Source organism: Streptomyces bottropensis ATCC 25435, assembly GCF_000383595.1.
In the GTDB taxonomy this organism is placed as follows: Bacteria; Actinomycetota; Actinomycetes; order Streptomycetales; family Streptomycetaceae; genus Streptomyces; species Streptomyces bottropensis.
In genome coordinates this window covers 6,632,873-6,649,280 of sequence record NZ_KB911581.1, presented here as the reverse complement: position 1 = coordinate 6,649,280, position 16,408 = coordinate 6,632,873, and the positions used below count along the sequence as shown (strand labels likewise).

Here is a 16,408-nt window from a genome sequence, read left to right as displayed (position 1 = left end):
CAGCACCGACCAGGCCCCGGCGCCCGGCCCGCCGCGCAGCGCCGCCCGGCCTCACCCCGCCAGCCGGCCGCGCGCACCATCCGGCTGGGCAGCCCGCGGCCGAGGCTGCGCATGGTCAGCCTCGCGCTGACCCTGGTGATGATCGCCTTCGTCGTACGGCTCCTCCAGGTGCAGGCCGTCGACGCGAGCGAGTACGCCTCCAAGGCCGACCGGAACCGTTACGTCGGCCGGGTGCTGTCCGCCGAGCGGGGCGGGATCACCGACAGGAACGGCGTCGCCCTGGCGATCAGCGCCGACGCCAACGACATCACCGCCGACCCGACGATGTTCACGCGCGAGCAGCTGAGGGTCGACGACGGACCGGAGCAGGCGGCCGCCCTCCTCGCGCCGATCCTCGGCGCGGACCAGGAGACCCTGACCGAGAAACTGCGCACCAGGAACACCCGCTACGTCGTCCTCGCCCGCCGCCAGACCCCCCAGGTCTGGAACCAGATCCGCGACCTGAAGTCCGCGCTCGTCCAGCGGTCCGGCGACGACAAGGGCACGGTCAACGTCCTGGCCGGCGTCTTCCAGGAGCCCAGCAGCAAGCGCGTGTACCCCAACGGCGGCCTCGCCGCCGGAATACTGGGCTGGGTCAACGCCGAGGGCAAGGGCGGCGGCGGCATCGAGCAGAAGTGGAACAGCCGTCTGGCCGGCAAGGACGGCAAGATCCGCTACGCCCAGTCCGGCGGCCGTCTGGTGCCCACCGCGGGCTCCACCGAGACCCCCGCCGTGGCCGGCTCCGACGTCGAGCTGACCATCGACCGTGACATCCAGTGGGCCGCGCAGAACGCCATCACCGACCAGGTGAAGGAGTCCAAGGCCGACCGCGGGTACGTGATCGTGCAGGACACCCGCACCGGCGAGATCCTCGCCATGGCCAACTCGCCCGGCTTCGACCCCAACGACCTCACGAAGGCGAACCCGGACGCGCTGGGCAACGCGGCCCTCCAGGACGCCTTCGAGCCCGGCTCCACCGCCAAGGTCATGTCGATGGCCGCCGTACTGGAGGAGAACGTCGCCACACCGGGCACCCACGTCACCGTGCCCAACCGGCTGCACCGCGGCGACCGCCTGTTCAAGGACGACATCGACCACCCGACCTGGTACCTGACGCTCAACGGCGTCCTCGCCAAGTCCAGCAACATCGGCACGATCCTCGCCACCGGCGAACTCGGCCGGAACCAGCGCGAGTCCAACCGGATCCTCCACTCCTACCTGCGCAAGTTCGGCATCGGCAGCTACACCGGCCTCGGCTTCCCGGGCGAGACCAAGGGCATCCTCGCCGCGCCCGGCGACTGGTCGACCTCGCAGCAGTACACGATCCCTTTCGGCCAGGGCGTGTCGATAAACGCCATGCAGGCGGCCTCCGTCTACTCGACGATCGCCAACGGCGGCGTACGCGTCGAACCGACCCTGGTACGAGGCACCAAGGGGCCGGACGGCCGTTTCACCCCCGCTCCCGAGCCCGAGAAGAACCGGGTCGTGAGCGAGAAGACGGCGAAGGCCCTCGCCCGGATGCTGGAGTCCGTCGTGGACGACGAGGAGGGCACCGGCACCAAGGCGCGCATCCCCGGCTACCGGGTCGCGGGCAAGACGGGTACGGCCAACCGTGTGGATCCGGCCACCGGCCGCTACCGCGGCTACACCTCGTCCTTCGCCGGCTTCGCGCCCGCCGACAAGCCGAGGATCACCGTCTACTGCGCGATCCAGAACGCCACCAAGGGCAACTACTTCGGCGGCCAGATCTGCGGACCCATCTACAAGGAGGTCATGGAGTTCGCCCTGAAGACCCTCCAGGTCCCGCCCACCGGGGCGAAGCCGGCGAACCTGCCGGTCGCCTTCACGCCCTGACTCGCCGCCTGACCCCGTCCTGATCCACCCGCTGATCAGCGCAACCAGCCAGGAACCGACTCGTGACCATGATCACTCCCGACCCCGGGAACCACACCTCCGAGCCTCGCTCGCACAAACCCTCGCTTCGCTCCCGTGGGGGTGCGCCCGGTACGCTCACCGCCGTGCCACACGCTGATCAGTCCCAAACCACCCAGAAGGACGTTCCCGTGACATATCCGGGACCGCCCAGGCCGCTCCAGGTCTCCGCCACATCCCTCGCGGACCTCGCCGGCCAGGTGGGTGCCGAGCAGCCGGGGAGCGCCGCGGAGGTCACGGGCATCACCCACGACTCGCGGGCCGTCCGCCCCGGCGACCTGTACGCCGCCCTGCCCGGCGCCCGTCTGCACGGCGCCGACTTCGCGGACCAGGCGGCCGGCCTCGGCGCCGTCGCCGTGCTCACCGACCCGAGCGGCGCCGAGCGCGCCGCCGCCGCCGGGCTCCCCGCGCTCGTCGTGGAGAACCCGCGCGCGCGGATGGGCGAGCTGGCGGCCACGATCTACGGCCGGCCGGGCCGCGACCTGCTCCAGATCGGCATCACCGGCACGTCCGGCAAGACCACCACCGCGTACCTCGTCGAGGGCGGTTTGCAGGCCGTGCGCTCCACGGGGCTCATCGGCACGGTCGAGACGCGCATCGGCGACGAGCGCATCAAGTCCGAGCGGACCACCCCCGAGGCCACCGACCTCCAGGCCCTGTTCGCGGTCATGCGCGAACGCGGCGTCGACTCGGTCGTCATGGAGGTGTCCAGCCACGCCCTGGTCCTCGGCCGGGTCGACGGCTGCGTCTTCGACGTGGCGGTCTTCAACAATCTCAGCCCGGAGCACATGGAGTTCCACTCCGACATGGAGGACTACTTCCGGGCCAAGGCACAGCTGTTCACCCCGGAACGCAGCCGGCTCGGCGTGGTCAACCTCGACGACGAGTACGGCCGCCGGCTCGTCGGCGAGGCCACGGTGCCCGTCGTCACCTTCTCCGCCGAGGGGCACCCGGACGCCGACTGGCGCGCCGAGGGCGTCCGGGTCGGCCCCATGGACTCGACGTTCACGGTGGTCGGGCCCAAGGGCGAGCGGATCACCGCCAGGTCCCCGCTGCCGGGCTCCTTCAACGTCGCCAACACCCTGGCGGCCGTCGCCGCGCTGGCCGTCGCCGGGATCGACCCGCAGACCGCCGCGGACGGTGTCGCCGCCGTACCGGGCGTGCCGGGCCGGCTGGAGCGCGTGGACGCCGGGCAGCCCTACCTCGCGGTCGTCGACTACGCCCACAAGACGGACGCGGTCGAGTCCGTCCTCAAGGCGCTGCGCAAGGTCACCGAGGGCAGCCTGCACATCGTGCTCGGCTGCGGCGGCGACCGGGACACGACCAAGCGCGCGCCGATGGGCGCCGCGATGGCCCGGCTCTCCGACACGGCCGTACTGACCTCCGACAACCCCCGCTCCGAGGACCCCCTCGCGATCCTCGCGACCATGCTCCAGGGCGCGGCGTCCGTGCCGGCGCACGAGCGCGGCGAGGTCCTCCTGTTCGAGGACCGTGGCGCCGCGATCGCCGCGGCGGTGGCCCGCGCGCGGCCGGGCGACACCGTGCTGGTCGCGGGCAAGGGCCACGAGCAGGGCCAGGACATCGCCGGCGTGGTACGTCCCTTCGACGACCGCCAGGTGCTTCGCGAAGCTATCCAGCAGACCCAGGGATGAACTTGTGATCGCCCTCTCTCTCGCCGAGATCGCAGAAGTCGTCGGCGGGCAGACGCACGACATACCGGATCCGTCGGCGCTGGTCACCGGACCGGTCGTCCGGGACTCCCGTGAGGTGGGTCCCGGCAGCCTCTTCGTCGCCTTCGCGGGCGAGCGCGTGGACGGACACGACTTCGCGGCCGCGGTCGTCGAGGCGGGTGCGGCAGCGGTGCTGGCGTCCCGTCCCGTCGGCGTGCCCGCGATCGTCGTGCCCGACGTCCAGGCGGCGCTCGGCGCCCTCGCCCGGCACGTCGTCCGCAAGCTCGGCACGACCCTCGTGGCCCTCACCGGCTCCGCGGGCAAGACCAGCACCAAGGACCTCGTCGCCCAGGTGCTCCAGCGCAAGGCGCCGACCGTGTTCACGCCCGGCTCCCTCAACAACGAGATCGGGCTGCCCCTCACCGCGCTCAGCGCCACCGAGGAGACCCGTTTCCTGGTGCTGGAGATGGGCGCCCGGGGCATCGGCCACATCCGGTACCTCACCGACCTGACCCCGCCGAGGATCGGCCTCGTCCTGAACGTCGGCACCGCCCACATCGGCGAGTTCGGCGGCCGCGAACAGATCGCGCAGGCCAAGGGCGAGCTGGTGGAGGCCCTGCCGTCCGCGCAGGAGGGCGGCGCGGCGATCCTCAACGCCGACGACCCCCTCGTGCGGGCCATGGCGTCCCGTACGAAGGCCCGGGTGATCCTCTTCGGAGAGTCCGGCGAAGCGGACGTACGCGCCGAGAACGTCACGCTCACGGACGCCGGACAGCCCGCCTTCAGGCTTCACACACCCTCCGGTGCAAGCGATGTGACCATGCGCCTGTACGGTGAGCACCACGTGTCGAACGCGCTCGCCGCGGCCGCCGTCGCCCATGAGCTGGGCATGTCCGCAGACGAGATCGCCACCGCGCTCTCCGAGGCGGGCTCCCTCTCCCGCTGGCGCATGGAGGTCACCGAGCGCCCGGACGGCGTGACGGTCGTCAACGACGCCTACAACGCGAACCCCGAGTCCATGAGGGCCGCTCTGCGCGCCCTCGCAGCCATGGGCAAGGGGCGGCGGACCTGGGCGGTGCTCGGCAAGATGGCCGAGCTCGGGGACGAATCGCTCGCCGAGCACGACGCGGTCGGACGGCTCGCCGTCCGGCTCAATGTCGGCAAGCTCGTCGCGGTCGGGGGCAGGGAAGCGTCCTGGCTGCAACTGGGCGCATATAACGAGGGTTCGTGGGGTGAGGAGTCGGTGCACGTGTCCGACGCACAGGCGGCGATCGATCTGTTGCGCAGTCAGTTGCGCCCGGGGGACGTCGTGCTCGTGAAGGCGTCCCGGTCGGTCGGGCTCGAGAGCGTGGCCCAGGCGCTGCTCGACAGCGGCAACGAGGGTGAGGTCGCCGCCCGATGATGAATCAGATCCTGTTCGCAGGAGTCATTGGCCTCTTCCTGACCCTGGTCGGCACGCCGCTGCTGATCAAGCTGCTGGCCCGCAAGGGCTACGGCCAGTACATCCGCGACGACGGCCCGCGCGAGCACGCCAGCAAGCGCGGTACGCCGACCATGGGTGGTATCGCCTTCATCCTGGCGACGGTCGTCGCGTACTTCCTCGCCAAGGTGATCTCGGGACAGCCGCCGACCTTCTCCGGTCTGCTGGTGCTCGGCCTGATGGCGGGCATGGGTCTCGTCGGCTTCCTCGACGACTACATCAAGATCGTCAAGCGCCGTTCGCTCGGTCTGCGGGCCAAGGCGAAGATGGCCGGCCAGCTGATCGTCGGCATCGGCTTCGCGGTCCTGGCGCTGCAGTTCCCGGACGCCCGCGACCAGACGCCGGCCTCCACGAAGATCTCCTTCGTCCAGGACTTCGGCTGGACCATCGGCCCGGTGCTGTTCGTCATCTGGGCGCTGTTCATGATCCTCGCCATGTCGAACGGCGTGAACCTGACCGACGGTCTGGACGGCCTCGCCACCGGCGCCTCCGTCCTCGTCTTCGGCGCGTACACCTTCATCGGCGTCTGGCAGTTCCAGGAGTCCTGCGCCAACACGCAGACCCTGACCAACCCCTCCGCCTGCTACGAGGTACGAGATCCGCTCGACCTGGCGATCGTGGCCTCCGCGCTGATGGGCGCCTGCCTGGGCTTCCTGTGGTGGAACACCTCGCCCGCGAAGATCTTCATGGGCGACACCGGTTCGCTGGCCCTCGGCGGCGCGCTCGCCGGTCTCGCGATCTGCTCCCGCACCGAGCTGCTGCTCGCGCTCCTCGGCGGTCTGTTCGTCCTCATCACGATGTCGGTCGTCATCCAGGTCGGCTCCTTCAAGCTGACCGGCAAGCGGGTGTTCCGCATGGCCCCGCTCCAGCACCACTTCGAGCTCAAGGGCTGGTCCGAGGTCCTCGTCGTGGTCCGTTTCTGGATCATCCAGGGCATCTGTGTGATCGTCGGACTGGGCCTCTTCTACGCGGGATGGGCGGCCGACAAGTGACCGACTGGCAGGGCAAGCGCGTCACCGTCGCCGGGCTCGGCGTCTCGGGCATCCCGGCGGCCAAGGTCCTGCACGGCCTCGGCGCGGCCGTCACCGTCGTCAACGACGGCGACGACGAACGCGCCCGTGCGCAGGCGGCCGACCTGGAGGCGCTCGGCATCACCGTGCGCCTCGGCGACGGCGCCACCCTGCCCGAGGGCACCGAACTCGTCGTCACCGCCCCCGGCTGGAAGCCCGACAAGCCGCTGTTCGACGCGGCCCGCGCGGCCGGCCTGGAGATCTGGGGCGACGTCGAGCTGGCCTGGCGGCTCCGGGGGCCGGGCGCGGCCCCCTGGCTGGCCGTCACGGGCACCAACGGCAAGACCACCACGGTCCAGATGCTCGCCTCCATCCTGGAAGCCGCTGGCCTGCGCACGGCCGCCGTCGGGAACATCGGGGTCTCGCTGCTGGACGTGGTCCTCGGTGACGAGCCCTACGACGTCCTGGCCGTCGAGCTGTCCAGCTACCAGCTCCACTGGGCGCCCTCGCTGCGCGCCCACTCCGCCGCCGTCCTCAACCTCGCCCCCGACCACCTCGACTGGCACGGCTCCATGGAGGCGTACGCCGCCGACAAGGGCCGCGTCTACGAGGGCAACCGGGTCGCCTGCGTCTACAACCTGGCCGACAAGGCGACCGAGGATCTGGTGCGCGAGGCGGACGTCGAGGAGGGCTGCCGGGCCGTCGGGTTCACGCTCGGCACCCCGGGGCCGTCCCAACTGGGCGTCGTCGACGGCATCCTGGTCGACCGCGCCTTCGTCGAGAACCGGCAGAAGAACGCCCAGGAACTCGCCGAGATCTCGGACGTGAACCCGCCGGCCCCCCACAACATCGCCAACGCCCTCGCCGCGGCCGCCCTCGCCCGCGCCTACGGGGTGCCCGCCGCGGCCGTACGGGACGGCCTGCGGGCCTTCACGCCGGACGCGCACCGCATCGCGCACGTGGCCGACGTGGACGGCGTCGCGTACATCGACGACTCCAAGGCCACCAACACGCACGCGGCGCAGGCCTCGTTGGCCGCCTACGAGTCGATCGTGTGGATCGCGGGCGGACTCGCCAAGGGCGCGACCTTCGACGAGCTCGTCGCCGGTGCGGCCGGGCGGCTGCGGGGCGCCGTGCTGATCGGCGCGGACCGCGCGCTGATCCGGGAAGCGCTCGCGCGACACGCGCCCGAAGTGCCGGTGGTCGACCTCGACCGGACCGACACTGGGGCGATGCTCGCCGCTGTCCGCGAGGCGCGGACGCTGGCGCGGGCGGGCGACACCGTGCTCCTGGCGCCGGCCTGTGCGTCGATGGACATGTTCGTCAACTACAACAAGCGTGGGGACGCGTTCGCGGAGGCTGTGCGCGGACTCTCCCCCGCGGACGGCTGACCCGGCCCGGCCCCGCCTGGCGGCGCCGGGTGACCCTGGGAGGGACGCGTGACACGGATCCGTTCGGTCGGCGGCGAGGGTGCCCCCGATGCCCGGTAGCCGTACGAGCCGTGCGCCCCTCCAGCGCGTCACACGACGGCCGCCCGTCTCCCGGCCGCCGCGCGAGAACCCCGTGCGGCGGCTGCTCACCCGGGCGCGCAAGGCCTGGGACCGGCCGCTGACCGCCTACTACCTGATTCTCGGCGGCAGCCTGCTGATCACCGTGCTGGGCCTGGTGATGGTCTACTCGGCCTCGCAGATCACGGCGCTGCAGAAGTCGCTGCCGGGGACCTTCTTCTTCCGCAAGCAGTTCCTCGCGGCCGCGATCGGCACCGCGCTGCTGCTCACGGCCTCGCGGATGCCGGTCAAGCTGCACCGGGCGCTGGCCTACCCGCTGCTGGCCGGCTGTGTGTTCCTGATGGCCCTGGTTCAGGTGCCCGGAATAGGGCAGTCGATCAACGGCAACCAGAACTGGATCGCCATCGGCGGCTCCTTCCAGATCCAGCCCAGCGAGTTCGGCAAGCTGGCGCTGGTGCTCTGGGGTGCCGACCTGATGGCCCGCAAGGAGGACAAGCGGCTGCTGACCCAGTGGAAGCACATGCTCGTGCCGCTCGTGCCGGTGGCGTTCATGCTGCTCGGGCTGATCATGCTCGGCGGCGACATGGGCACCGCGATCATTCTCACGGCGATCCTGTTCGGCCTGCTGTGGCTGGCCGGGGCGCCGACGCGGCTGTTCGTGGGCGTGCTGTCCGTCGCCGGGTTCATCGGGTTCGTCCTGATCAGGACCAGCGAGAACCGTATGGCCCGCCTGGCCTGCATCGGAGCCACCGAACCCCGTACCGACGGCGCCGACTGCTGGCAGGCCGTGCACGGCATCTACGCGCTCGCCTCGGGCGGGATCTTCGGCTCGGGACTGGGCGCCAGTGTGGAAAAATGGGGCCAACTCCCGGAAGCGCACACCGACTTCATCTTCGCCGTCACCGGCGAGGAACTGGGCCTCGCGGGGACGCTGTCGGTGCTCGCCCTCTTCGCGGCTCTAGGCTATGCGGGTATCCGCGTGGCCGGACGCACGGAGGACCCCTTCGTCAGGTATGCCGCGGGAGGCGTGACCACCTGGATCACCGCTCAGGCAGTGATCAACATCGGTGCGGTGCTCGGTCTGCTGCCGATCGCCGGAGTCCCGCTCCCGCTGTTCTCCTACGGAGGGTCCGCCCTGCTGCCGACCATGTTCGCCATCGGGTTGCTGATCGCCTTCGCGCGCGACGAACCCGCGGCGCGGGCGGCGCTGGCCATGCGGCAACCCCGCTTTGGTAGAAAGCGTGGCGGCGGCCCTTCGGGGCCAGGGAGATGGAACACGATGCGACGGCGTGCCTCGGCACGTCCGTCCGGAGAGCGGTGAATTTCGGTGCATGTCGTACTCGCCGGTGGCGGAACCGCCGGTCACATCGAGCCCGCGCTCGCGCTCGCGGACGCCCTGCGCAGGCAGGACCCGACCGTGGGCATCACGGCCCTGGGCACGGAGCGCGGCCTCGAAACACGCCTCGTCCCCGAGCGCGGTTACGAACTCGCGCTGATCCCCGCCGTGCCCCTGCCGCGCAAGCCCACCCCCGAGCTGATCACCGTGCCCGGCCGGCTGCGCGGCACGATCAAGGCGACCGAGCAGATCCTGGAGCGCACCAAGGCCGACGCGGTCGTCGGCTTCGGCGGCTACGTCGCCCTGCCCGGCTATCTGGCCGCCAAGCGCCTCGGCGTGCCGATCGTCGTCCACGAGGCCAACGCCCGCCCCGGCCTCGCCAACAAGATCGGCTCCCGGTACGCGGCCCAGGTCGCCGTCTCCACCCCGGACAGCAAGCTCCGTGACGCCCGCTACATCGGCATCCCGCTGCGCCGCGCCATCGCCACCCTCGACCGGGCCGCCGCCCGCCCCGAGGCCCGCGCGATGTTCGGCCTCGACCCGAACCTGCCGACCCTGCTGGTCTCCGGCGGCTCCCAGGGCGCCCGCCGCCTCAACGAGGTCGTCCAGCAGGTCGCGCCCTACCTCCAGCAGGCCGGGATCCAGATCCTGCACGCGGTCGGCCCGAAGAACGAACTGCCGCAGGTGCACCAGATGCCGGGGATGCCCCCGTACATCCCGGTACCGTACGTGGACCGGATGGATCTCGCGTACGCCGCGGCCGACATGATGCTCTGCCGCGCGGGCGCGATGACCGTCGCCGAACTCTCCGCCGTCGGGCTCCCGGCCGCCTACGTCCCGCTGCCCATCGGCAACGGCGAACAGCGACTGAACGCCCAGCCGGTGGTCAAGGCCGGCGGCGGACTGCTGGTCGACGACGCGGAGCTGACGCCCCAGTGGGTGCAGCGACACGTCCTGCCCGTCCTCGCCGACCCGCACCGGCTCTACGAGATGTCCCGCGCGGCCAGCGAGTTCGGCCGCAGGGACGCCGACGACCTGCTCGTCGGGATGGTGTACGAGGCGATCGCCGCCCGGCGTGGACACCGCTAGGGAGCGGTTCGCCGGCTGAGGCGCCCGGAGGCGAACCGGGCCAGGAGAGGGAGTGGGCGTGGCCGGACCGACCACCGCCGAACGCGGCGCAGACGAGGATCTGGACCCCGGCCCGCCGCCCCGGCGACGGCTCCCCGGCCCCCGGGTGCTGATCGCCGTCGCGGTCGCTCTCGTGCTGATCGGCGGCGCCTCGGTCTGGGCCCTGTACGGCTCCTCGTGGCTGCGGGCGGAGCGGGTGTACGTGTCGGGCACCCGCGTGCTCACCGTGGGGGAGGTGCGCCGGGCCGCCGCCGTACCGCTCGGCGATCCGCTGATTTCCGTCGAACTCGACGGGATCGAGTCACGTCTGCTGCGGAAATTGCCGCGAATCGACTCCGTCGAGGTCACCCGTTCCTGGCCCCACGGAATCGGGCTGAAAGTGCGCGAACGTACTCCGGTCCTGATTGTCGAAGCGGCCGGAAATGCGGGCAAGTACGTCGAAGTGGACGCGAAAGGGGTGCGTTTTGCCACGGTTTCGCGCGCCCCGGAAGGGGTTCCCGTACTGGAATTGACGGTGTCCCGGTCGGGTTCGTCCGCCGCCGGTCTGCGGCGATTCGGTGAGGACCGGCTCGTACGGGGGGCCGTACGGGTCGCCGGTGACATTCCGGCCGTGATCGCGCACGAGACCCTGGTCGTCAAGGTCCGTTCCTACGACTCCATCACGCTGGAGTTGACCGGGGACCGCACCGTCGCGTGGGGAAGTGCGGAGAAGGGGCGCGCGAAGGCCCGCGCACTCGCCGCCCTGATCAAAGCCGCCCCAGGCGCGGGGCACTTCGATGTGAGCGTCCCCACCGCGCCCGCGTCATCAGGGAGTTGACGCGCATCGGTGCAGGCCAGCACCCTGGTTGGGCATCGCTATGCCTGATCACATAGGGTGAAAAGAAAAACGGGAGGTTCGGCGTGTTCGTTGAACGTGCGCCACTTGTCGACTTAGTGTCCTGTTCGGAAGAGTCCAAGGAACAGTCACACTGGTAACCCTAAACTTCAGCGTTAGGGTTCGGGTCGGCGTTCGGACCGTCCCACTTCGGCATCAGTCGTCGCATCACGGGTACCCCGCGAAGCGGCGACACGTAACTCGAGGCGAGAGGCCTTCGACGTGGCAGCACCGCAGAACTACCTCGCAGTCATCAAAGTCATCGGTGTCGGCGGCGGTGGTGTCAATGCCATCAACCGGATGATCGAGGTCGGTCTCAAGGGCGTCGAGTTCATCGCCATCAACACCGACGCGCAAGCTCTGTTGATGAGCGACGCCGACGTCAAGCTCGACGTCGGCCGCGAACTCACCCGCGGACTCGGCGCCGGTGCCAACCCGGCCGTCGGCCGCAAGGCGGCCGAGGACCACCGCGAGGAGATCGAGGAGGTCCTCAAGGGGGCCGACATGGTCTTCGTGACGGCCGGCGAGGGCGGCGGCACCGGCACCGGCGGCGCGCCCGTCGTGGCCAACATCGCCCGCTCGCTGGGCGCCCTCACCATCGGCGTGGTCACCCGCCCCTTCACCTTCGAGGGCCGCCGCCGCGCCAACCAGGCCGAGGACGGCATCGCGGAACTCCGCGAAGAGGTCGACACCCTCATCGTCATCCCGAACGACCGGCTGCTGTCCATCTCGGACCGCCAGGTCTCGGTGCTGGACGCCTTCAAGTCGGCCGATCAGGTCCTGCTCTCCGGTGTCCAGGGCATCACCGACCTCATCACCACGCCCGGCCTGATCAACCTCGACTTCGCCGACGTCAAGTCCGTGATGTCCGAGGCCGGTTCGGCCCTCATGGGCATCGGCTCGGCCCGCGGCGACGACCGCGCGGTGGCCGCCGCCGAGATGGCGATCTCCTCGCCGCTGCTGGAGGCGTCCATCGACGGCGCCCGGGGCGTGCTGCTCTCCATCTCCGGTGGCTCCGACCTCGGTCTGTTCGAGATCAACGAGGCCGCACAGCTGGTCAGCGAGGCCGCCCACCCCGAGGCCAACATCATCTTCGGCGCGGTCATCGACGACGCGCTCGGCGACGAGGTTCGGGTCACGGTCATCGCGGCCGGGTTCGACGGCGGCCAGCCCCCGGCCAAGCGGGACAACATCCTCGGCTCGGCCGCGGCCAAGCGCGAGGAGCCGGCGCCGGTCCGGCCCGCCGCCGAGAGCCGGCCGTCCTTCGGCTCGCTCGGCAGCGTCAAGCCGAAGGAGGAGCCGGCGCCCGCCCCCGAGCCGGTGAACGAGGTGCCCGTCGCCCCGCCGGTCCCGCCGTCCCGGTCCTACTCGGACAGTGCGGCGGAGGAGCTGGACGTGCCGGACTTCCTCAAGTGATAGGACGGCACGAGCACGTGGGCGGCGCGCACTTCGCCTTCACCGACAGGTGGGACGGGGTGAGCGCCGCTCCGTATGAGCAGCTCAATCTCGGCGGGGCGGTCGGGGACGACGCCGGCGCCGTGACGACGAACCGGGAGCTGGCGGCCAAGTCGCTGGGTCTGGAACCGGACCGGGTCGTCTGGATGAACCAGGTGCACGGCGCGGACGTGGCCGTGGTCGACGGACCCTGGGGCTCCGGCTCCGGCCCGGCCCCGGGCTCAGGCTCCGGTTCCGGCGACATCCCGTCCGTCGACGCGATCGTCACCACCCGGCGCGGCCTCGCCCTCGCCGTCCTCACCGCCGACTGCGTACCCGTCCTGCTGGCCGACCCCGTCGCCGGGGTCGCGGCCGCCGCCCACGCGGGCCGGCCCGGCATGGTCGCCGGGGTCGTCCCCGCCGCCGTTCGGGCCATGACCGAACTCGGCGCCGAGCCCGCCCGGATCGTCGCCCGGACCGGACCCGCCGTCTGCGGCCGGTGCTACGAAGTGCCCGAAGCGATGCGCGCCGAGGTGGCCACCGTCGAGCCGGCCGCGTACGCCGAGACCAGTTGGGGCACGCCGTCCGTGGATGTGTGCGCCGGAGTGCACGCACAGCTGGAGCGCCTCGGGGTGCACGACCGGGAGCAGTCGCCGGTGTGCACGCTGGAGTCGCGCGATCACTTCTCGTACCGCCGCGACGGCGCCACAGGGCGACTCGCGGGATATGTCTGGCTGGACTGATGGGCATGACGGACCGTAAGGCACAACTCGCCGCGAACCTGGCGAAGGTGGAGGGTCGCATCGCGGCGGCGTGCGCGGCCGCGGGGCGCGGGCGGGACGAGGTCACTCTGGTCGTGGTGACCAAGACCTATCCGGCGGACGATGTGCGGATCCTGTCGGAACTCGGTGTGCGTCATGTCGCCGAGAACAAGGACCAGGACGCGGCGCCCAAGGCCGCCGAATGTTCGGATCTGTCCCTTGTGTGGCATTTCGTGGGGCAATTGCAGACCAACAAAGTCCGCTCTGTGGTGCGTTATGCGGATCTCGTGCAGTCCGTCGATCGTTCCAGGCTTGTCACGGCTCTGTCGAAGGAGGCAGTCCGGGTCGGGCGCGAGGTGGGATGTCTCATCCAGGTCGCGCTCGACGCCGACGCGGGCGGCCGGGGGGAGCGAGGAGGTGTCGGGCCGGACGGGATCGAAGAGTTGGCCGACCTCCTCGCGGGGGCGCCGGGGCTGCGGGTCGATGGTCTGATGACCGTCGCGCCGCTCACCGGGGAGTACGCCGGACGGCAACGGGCCGCTTTCGAGCGGTTGATGGATTTGTCGACCGACCTGCGCCGAGCCCATCCGGCTGCGAACATGGTCTCCGCCGGGATGAGTGCGGACCTCGAGGAGGCCGTCGCGGCCGGAGCGACACATGTGCGCGTCGGCACTGCGGTACTCGGAGTCCGTCCCGGGCTCGGGTAACGTCGCCAAGAAGTCGGACCACAGCAGAAAATATGGTCATTCCGTCGAGAGGCGGGCGCAACGACCTCGTGGATCGCGGGCACTTGGAAGTCGTCAGTGGATCCACCACAGAGCGGAGGACTCAGAGCATGGCCGGCGCGATGCGCAAGATGGCGGTCTACCTCGGCCTCGTGGAGGACGATGGGTACGACGGCAGGGGCTTCGACCCCGATGACGACTTCGAGCCCGAGCTCGACCCGGAGCCGGAGCGGGACCACCGCCGGCACGAGCCGGTGCATCAGGCACACCAGTCACACCAGTCCCAAAGGGATGAATCGGTGCGAGTGGTACAGCCCCCCGCGCAGCGCGAACCGGTGTCGCACGCCACTTCGCTCCCCGCGGAATCGGCGCGACCCGCCCGGATCGCGCCCGTGGCGTCCATCACACAAGAACGTTCGAGTCTGGAGAAGAACGCACCGGTGATCATGCCCAAGGTCGTGTCCGAGCGAGAGCCTTACCGGATCACCACGTTGCACCCGCGGACCTACAACGAGGCCCGTACCATCGGGGAACACTTCCGTGAGGGCACCCCGGTGATCATGAATCTGACTGAGATGGACGACACAGACGCGAAGCGACTTGTCGACTTTGCGGCCGGTTTGGTGTTTGGTCTTCACGGCAGCATCGAGCGGGTGACGCAGAAGGTGTTCCTGTTGTCGCCTGCTAACGTCGATGTCACGGCGGAGGACAAGGCCCGTATCGCAGAGGGCGGGTTCTTCAACCAGAGCTGAGACGCAGGACCGGAACAAGATGTGGGACAGGGGAGAGGGAAGCACGGATCATGAGCGTGGTTTGGCAAGTGCTCTGGATCGCTCTGATGTGTTTCCTCATCGTGCTGATCTTCCGGTTGGTCATGGACTATGTGTTCCAGTTCGCCCGCTCGTGGCAACCCGGCAAGGCGATGGTGGTCGTTCTGGAGGCCACCTACACTGTCACCGATCCACCGCTGAAGCTTCTGCGGCGGGTCATCCCGCCGCTGCGTCTCGGGGGCGTGGCGCTCGACCTGTCCTTCTTCGTACTGATGATCATCGTCTACATCCTGATCAACATCGTGGGTGGACTCGCGAGGTGACTGTGGACGATCCGGTCTTGCCGACTGCCGATGACTACGTTGAGGTGAAGAGATGCCGTTGACCCCCGAGGACGTGCGGAACAAGCAGTTCACGACCGTCCGCCTCCGAGAAGGCTATGACGAGGACGAGGTCGATGCCTTCCTCGATGAGGTCGAAGCCGAACTGACGCGCCTGCTACGTGAGAACGAGGACCTGCGCGCCAAACTGGCCGCGGCCACGCGTGCTGCTGCCCAGAACCAGCAGAACATGCGCAAGCCCCCGGAGCCTCAGGACCAGCAGCAGGGCGGCATGCAGCAGGGTGGCATGCAGCAGCAGGGTATGCAGCAGGGCGGCATGCAGCAGGGCGGCATGCAGCAAGGCGGCATGCAGCAGCAGGGTATGCGCGGTCCCGGTGGACCCGTACCCGCTGGGATATCGGGCCCGCCGCAGCAGATGGGGGGCCCCATGGGTGGCCCGCCCCAGCTGCCGAGCGGTGCTCCGCAGCTGCCCGCCGGCCCCGGTGGCCAGGGTGGGCAGCAGGGTCCCGGCCCGATGGGTCAGGGACCGATGGGCCAGGGCCCCATGGGCCAGGGCCAGATGCAGCAGATGGGCCAGGGCCAAATGGGTCAGGGCCAGATGGGCCAGGGTCCCATGGGCGGCCAGCCTCCCATGCAGCAGATGGGCGGTCCGATGGGCGGCCCCATGGGCGGTCCGATGGGCGGCCCCGGCCAGGGTCCCGGCGGCGACAGCGCCGCGCGTGTGCTCTCGCTGGCCCAGCAGACCGCCGACCAGGCGATCGCCGAGGCCCGTTCCGAGGCCAACAAGATCGTCGGTGAGGCCCGTAGCCGCGCCGAGGGTCTGGAGCGGGACGCCCGTGCCAAGGCCGACGCGCTGGAGCGGGACGCGCAGGAGAAGCACCGCGTCGCGATGGGCTCCCTGGAGTCCGCCCGCGCCACGCTGGAGCGCAAGGTCGAGGACCTGCGCGGCTTCGAGCGCGAGTACCGCACGCGTCTGAAGTCGTACCTGGAGTCGCAGCTGCGTCAGCTGGAGACCCAGGCGGACGACTCGCTGGCCCCGCCGCGCACCCCGGCGACCGCGTCGCTGCCGCCGTCCCCGGCGCCCTCCATGGCTCCGGCCGGCGCGAGCGCCCCGTCGTACGGCGGCAACCCGGGCGGTATGGGCGGAGGCATGGGCGGAGGCATGGGTGGAGGCATGGGCGGCGCCCCGTCTCCGGCCGCGCCCTCCTACGGCGGTCAGCAGCAGATGTCGCCCGCCATGACCCAGCCGATGGCTCCGGTCCGGCCGCAGGGTCCCTCTCCGATGGGACAGGCTCCCTCGCCGATGCGCGGGTTCCTGATCGACGAGGACGACAACTGACGATTACTGGTACGCCGTAGGCGTCGGCAGCGTTCAGGGCGGGGCCCCGGATCTCTTTCCG

14 protein-coding genes are annotated in these 16,408 nt (G+C 70.5%); all 14 read left to right on the top strand.

Annotated elements, in window-relative coordinates; translation table 11 throughout:
• Positions 1-111 precede the first annotated feature (111 nt).
• The 14 genes from STRBO_RS0129630 to STRBO_RS0129565 all read left to right on the top strand — a co-directional run bounded on the left by STRBO_RS0129630 (position 112) and on the right by STRBO_RS0129565 (position 16,347).
• Positions 112-1,893, top strand: a complete 1,782-nt coding sequence (locus tag STRBO_RS0129630) for a peptidoglycan D,D-transpeptidase FtsI family protein (RefSeq protein ID WP_005478230.1) — start codon at positions 112-114, stop codon at positions 1,891-1,893.
• A 62-nt stretch (positions 1,894-1,955) separates the two neighbouring features.
• On the top strand, positions 1,956-3,623 hold the full coding sequence (locus tag STRBO_RS0129625) for a UDP-N-acetylmuramoyl-L-alanyl-D-glutamate--2,6-diaminopimelate ligase (RefSeq protein ID WP_078531416.1): 1,668 nt from the start codon (positions 1,956-1,958) through the stop codon (positions 3,621-3,623).
• A 4-nt stretch (positions 3,624-3,627) separates the two neighbouring features.
• A complete protein-coding gene (locus STRBO_RS0129620) occupies positions 3,628-5,043 on the top strand; it encodes a UDP-N-acetylmuramoyl-tripeptide--D-alanyl-D-alanine ligase (protein ID WP_005478224.1) in 1,416 nt (471 codons plus the stop codon).
• Entirely contained in the window at positions 5,040-6,113 is a 1,074-nt protein-coding gene (mraY, locus tag STRBO_RS0129615) for a phospho-N-acetylmuramoyl-pentapeptide-transferase (protein WP_005478222.1), read from the top strand. Before STRBO_RS0129620 ends, mraY begins: the two co-directional genes overlap by 4 nt.
• On the top strand, positions 6,095-7,522 hold the full coding sequence (murD, locus tag STRBO_RS0129610; protein WP_028796912.1) for a UDP-N-acetylmuramoyl-L-alanine--D-glutamate ligase: 1,428 nt from the start codon (positions 6,095-6,097) through the stop codon (positions 7,520-7,522). Before mraY ends, murD begins: the two co-directional genes overlap by 19 nt.
• An 88-nt stretch (positions 7,523-7,610) precedes the next feature.
• The gene (gene ftsW / locus STRBO_RS0129605; protein WP_005478219.1) at positions 7,611-8,960 is read left to right on the top strand and encodes a putative lipid II flippase FtsW; all 1,350 of its coding nucleotides are present in this window, start codon (positions 7,611-7,613) and stop codon (positions 8,958-8,960) included.
• A gap of 6 nt (positions 8,961-8,966) precedes the next feature.
• A complete protein-coding gene (gene murG, locus STRBO_RS0129600) occupies positions 8,967-10,064 on the top strand; it encodes an undecaprenyldiphospho-muramoylpentapeptide beta-N-acetylglucosaminyltransferase (protein ID WP_005478217.1) in 1,098 nt (365 codons plus the stop codon).
• Positions 10,065-10,122: 58 nt separating this feature from the next.
• Positions 10,123-10,920 (top strand): cell division protein FtsQ/DivIB, encoded by a 798-nt coding sequence (locus STRBO_RS0129595; RefSeq protein ID WP_005478216.1) that lies wholly within the window; start codon positions 10,123-10,125, stop codon positions 10,918-10,920.
• Positions 10,921-11,199: 279 nt separating this feature from the next.
• Entirely contained in the window at positions 11,200-12,393 is a 1,194-nt protein-coding gene (gene ftsZ / locus STRBO_RS0129590; protein ID WP_005478214.1) for a cell division protein FtsZ, read from the top strand.
• Entirely contained in the window at positions 12,390-13,154 is a 765-nt protein-coding gene (gene pgeF, locus STRBO_RS0129585) for a peptidoglycan editing factor PgeF (RefSeq protein WP_005478213.1), read from the top strand. Before ftsZ ends, pgeF begins: the two co-directional genes overlap by 4 nt.
• 5 nt (positions 13,155-13,159) lie before the next feature.
• Positions 13,160-13,879, top strand: coding sequence for a YggS family pyridoxal phosphate-dependent enzyme (locus STRBO_RS0129580; protein ID WP_028796911.1), 720 nt, complete (start codon positions 13,160-13,162; stop codon positions 13,877-13,879).
• A 128-nt stretch (positions 13,880-14,007) separates the two neighbouring features.
• Complete coding sequence (locus tag STRBO_RS0129575; RefSeq protein WP_005478209.1) at positions 14,008-14,649, top strand: cell division protein SepF; 642 nt, start codon at positions 14,008-14,010, stop codon at positions 14,647-14,649.
• A gap of 50 nt (positions 14,650-14,699) precedes the next feature.
• Entirely contained in the window at positions 14,700-14,990 is a 291-nt protein-coding gene (locus STRBO_RS0129570; RefSeq protein WP_028796910.1) for a YggT family protein, read from the top strand.
• Positions 14,991-15,042: 52 nt separating this feature from the next.
• Complete coding sequence (locus STRBO_RS0129565) at positions 15,043-16,347, top strand: DivIVA domain-containing protein (RefSeq protein ID WP_005478206.1); 1,305 nt, start codon at positions 15,043-15,045, stop codon at positions 16,345-16,347.
• Positions 16,348-16,408 lie beyond the last annotated feature (61 nt).

Excerpts from the sequence above, each read along its gene's own strand:
- mraY (WP_005478222.1), top strand. The coding sequence starts at position 5,040 with ATGATGAATCAGATCCTGTTCGCAGGAGTCATTGGCCTCTTCCTGACC.
- murD (WP_028796912.1), top strand. The coding sequence starts at position 6,095 with ATGGGCGGCCGACAAGTGACCGACTGGCAGGGCAAGCGCGTCACCGTC.
- ftsW (WP_005478219.1), top strand. The coding sequence starts at position 7,611 with ATGCCCGGTAGCCGTACGAGCCGTGCGCCCCTCCAGCGCGTCACACGA.
- STRBO_RS0129570 (WP_028796910.1), top strand. The coding sequence starts at position 14,700 with ATGAGCGTGGTTTGGCAAGTGCTCTGGATCGCTCTGATGTGTTTCCTC.
- STRBO_RS0129630 (WP_005478230.1), top strand. The coding sequence starts at position 112 with ATGGTCAGCCTCGCGCTGACCCTGGTGATGATCGCCTTCGTCGTACGG.
- STRBO_RS0129580 (WP_028796911.1), top strand. The coding sequence starts at position 13,160 with ATGACGGACCGTAAGGCACAACTCGCCGCGAACCTGGCGAAGGTGGAG.
- STRBO_RS0129575 (WP_005478209.1), top strand. The coding sequence starts at position 14,008 with ATGGCCGGCGCGATGCGCAAGATGGCGGTCTACCTCGGCCTCGTGGAG.
- STRBO_RS0129565 (WP_005478206.1), top strand. The coding sequence starts at position 15,043 with ATGCCGTTGACCCCCGAGGACGTGCGGAACAAGCAGTTCACGACCGTC.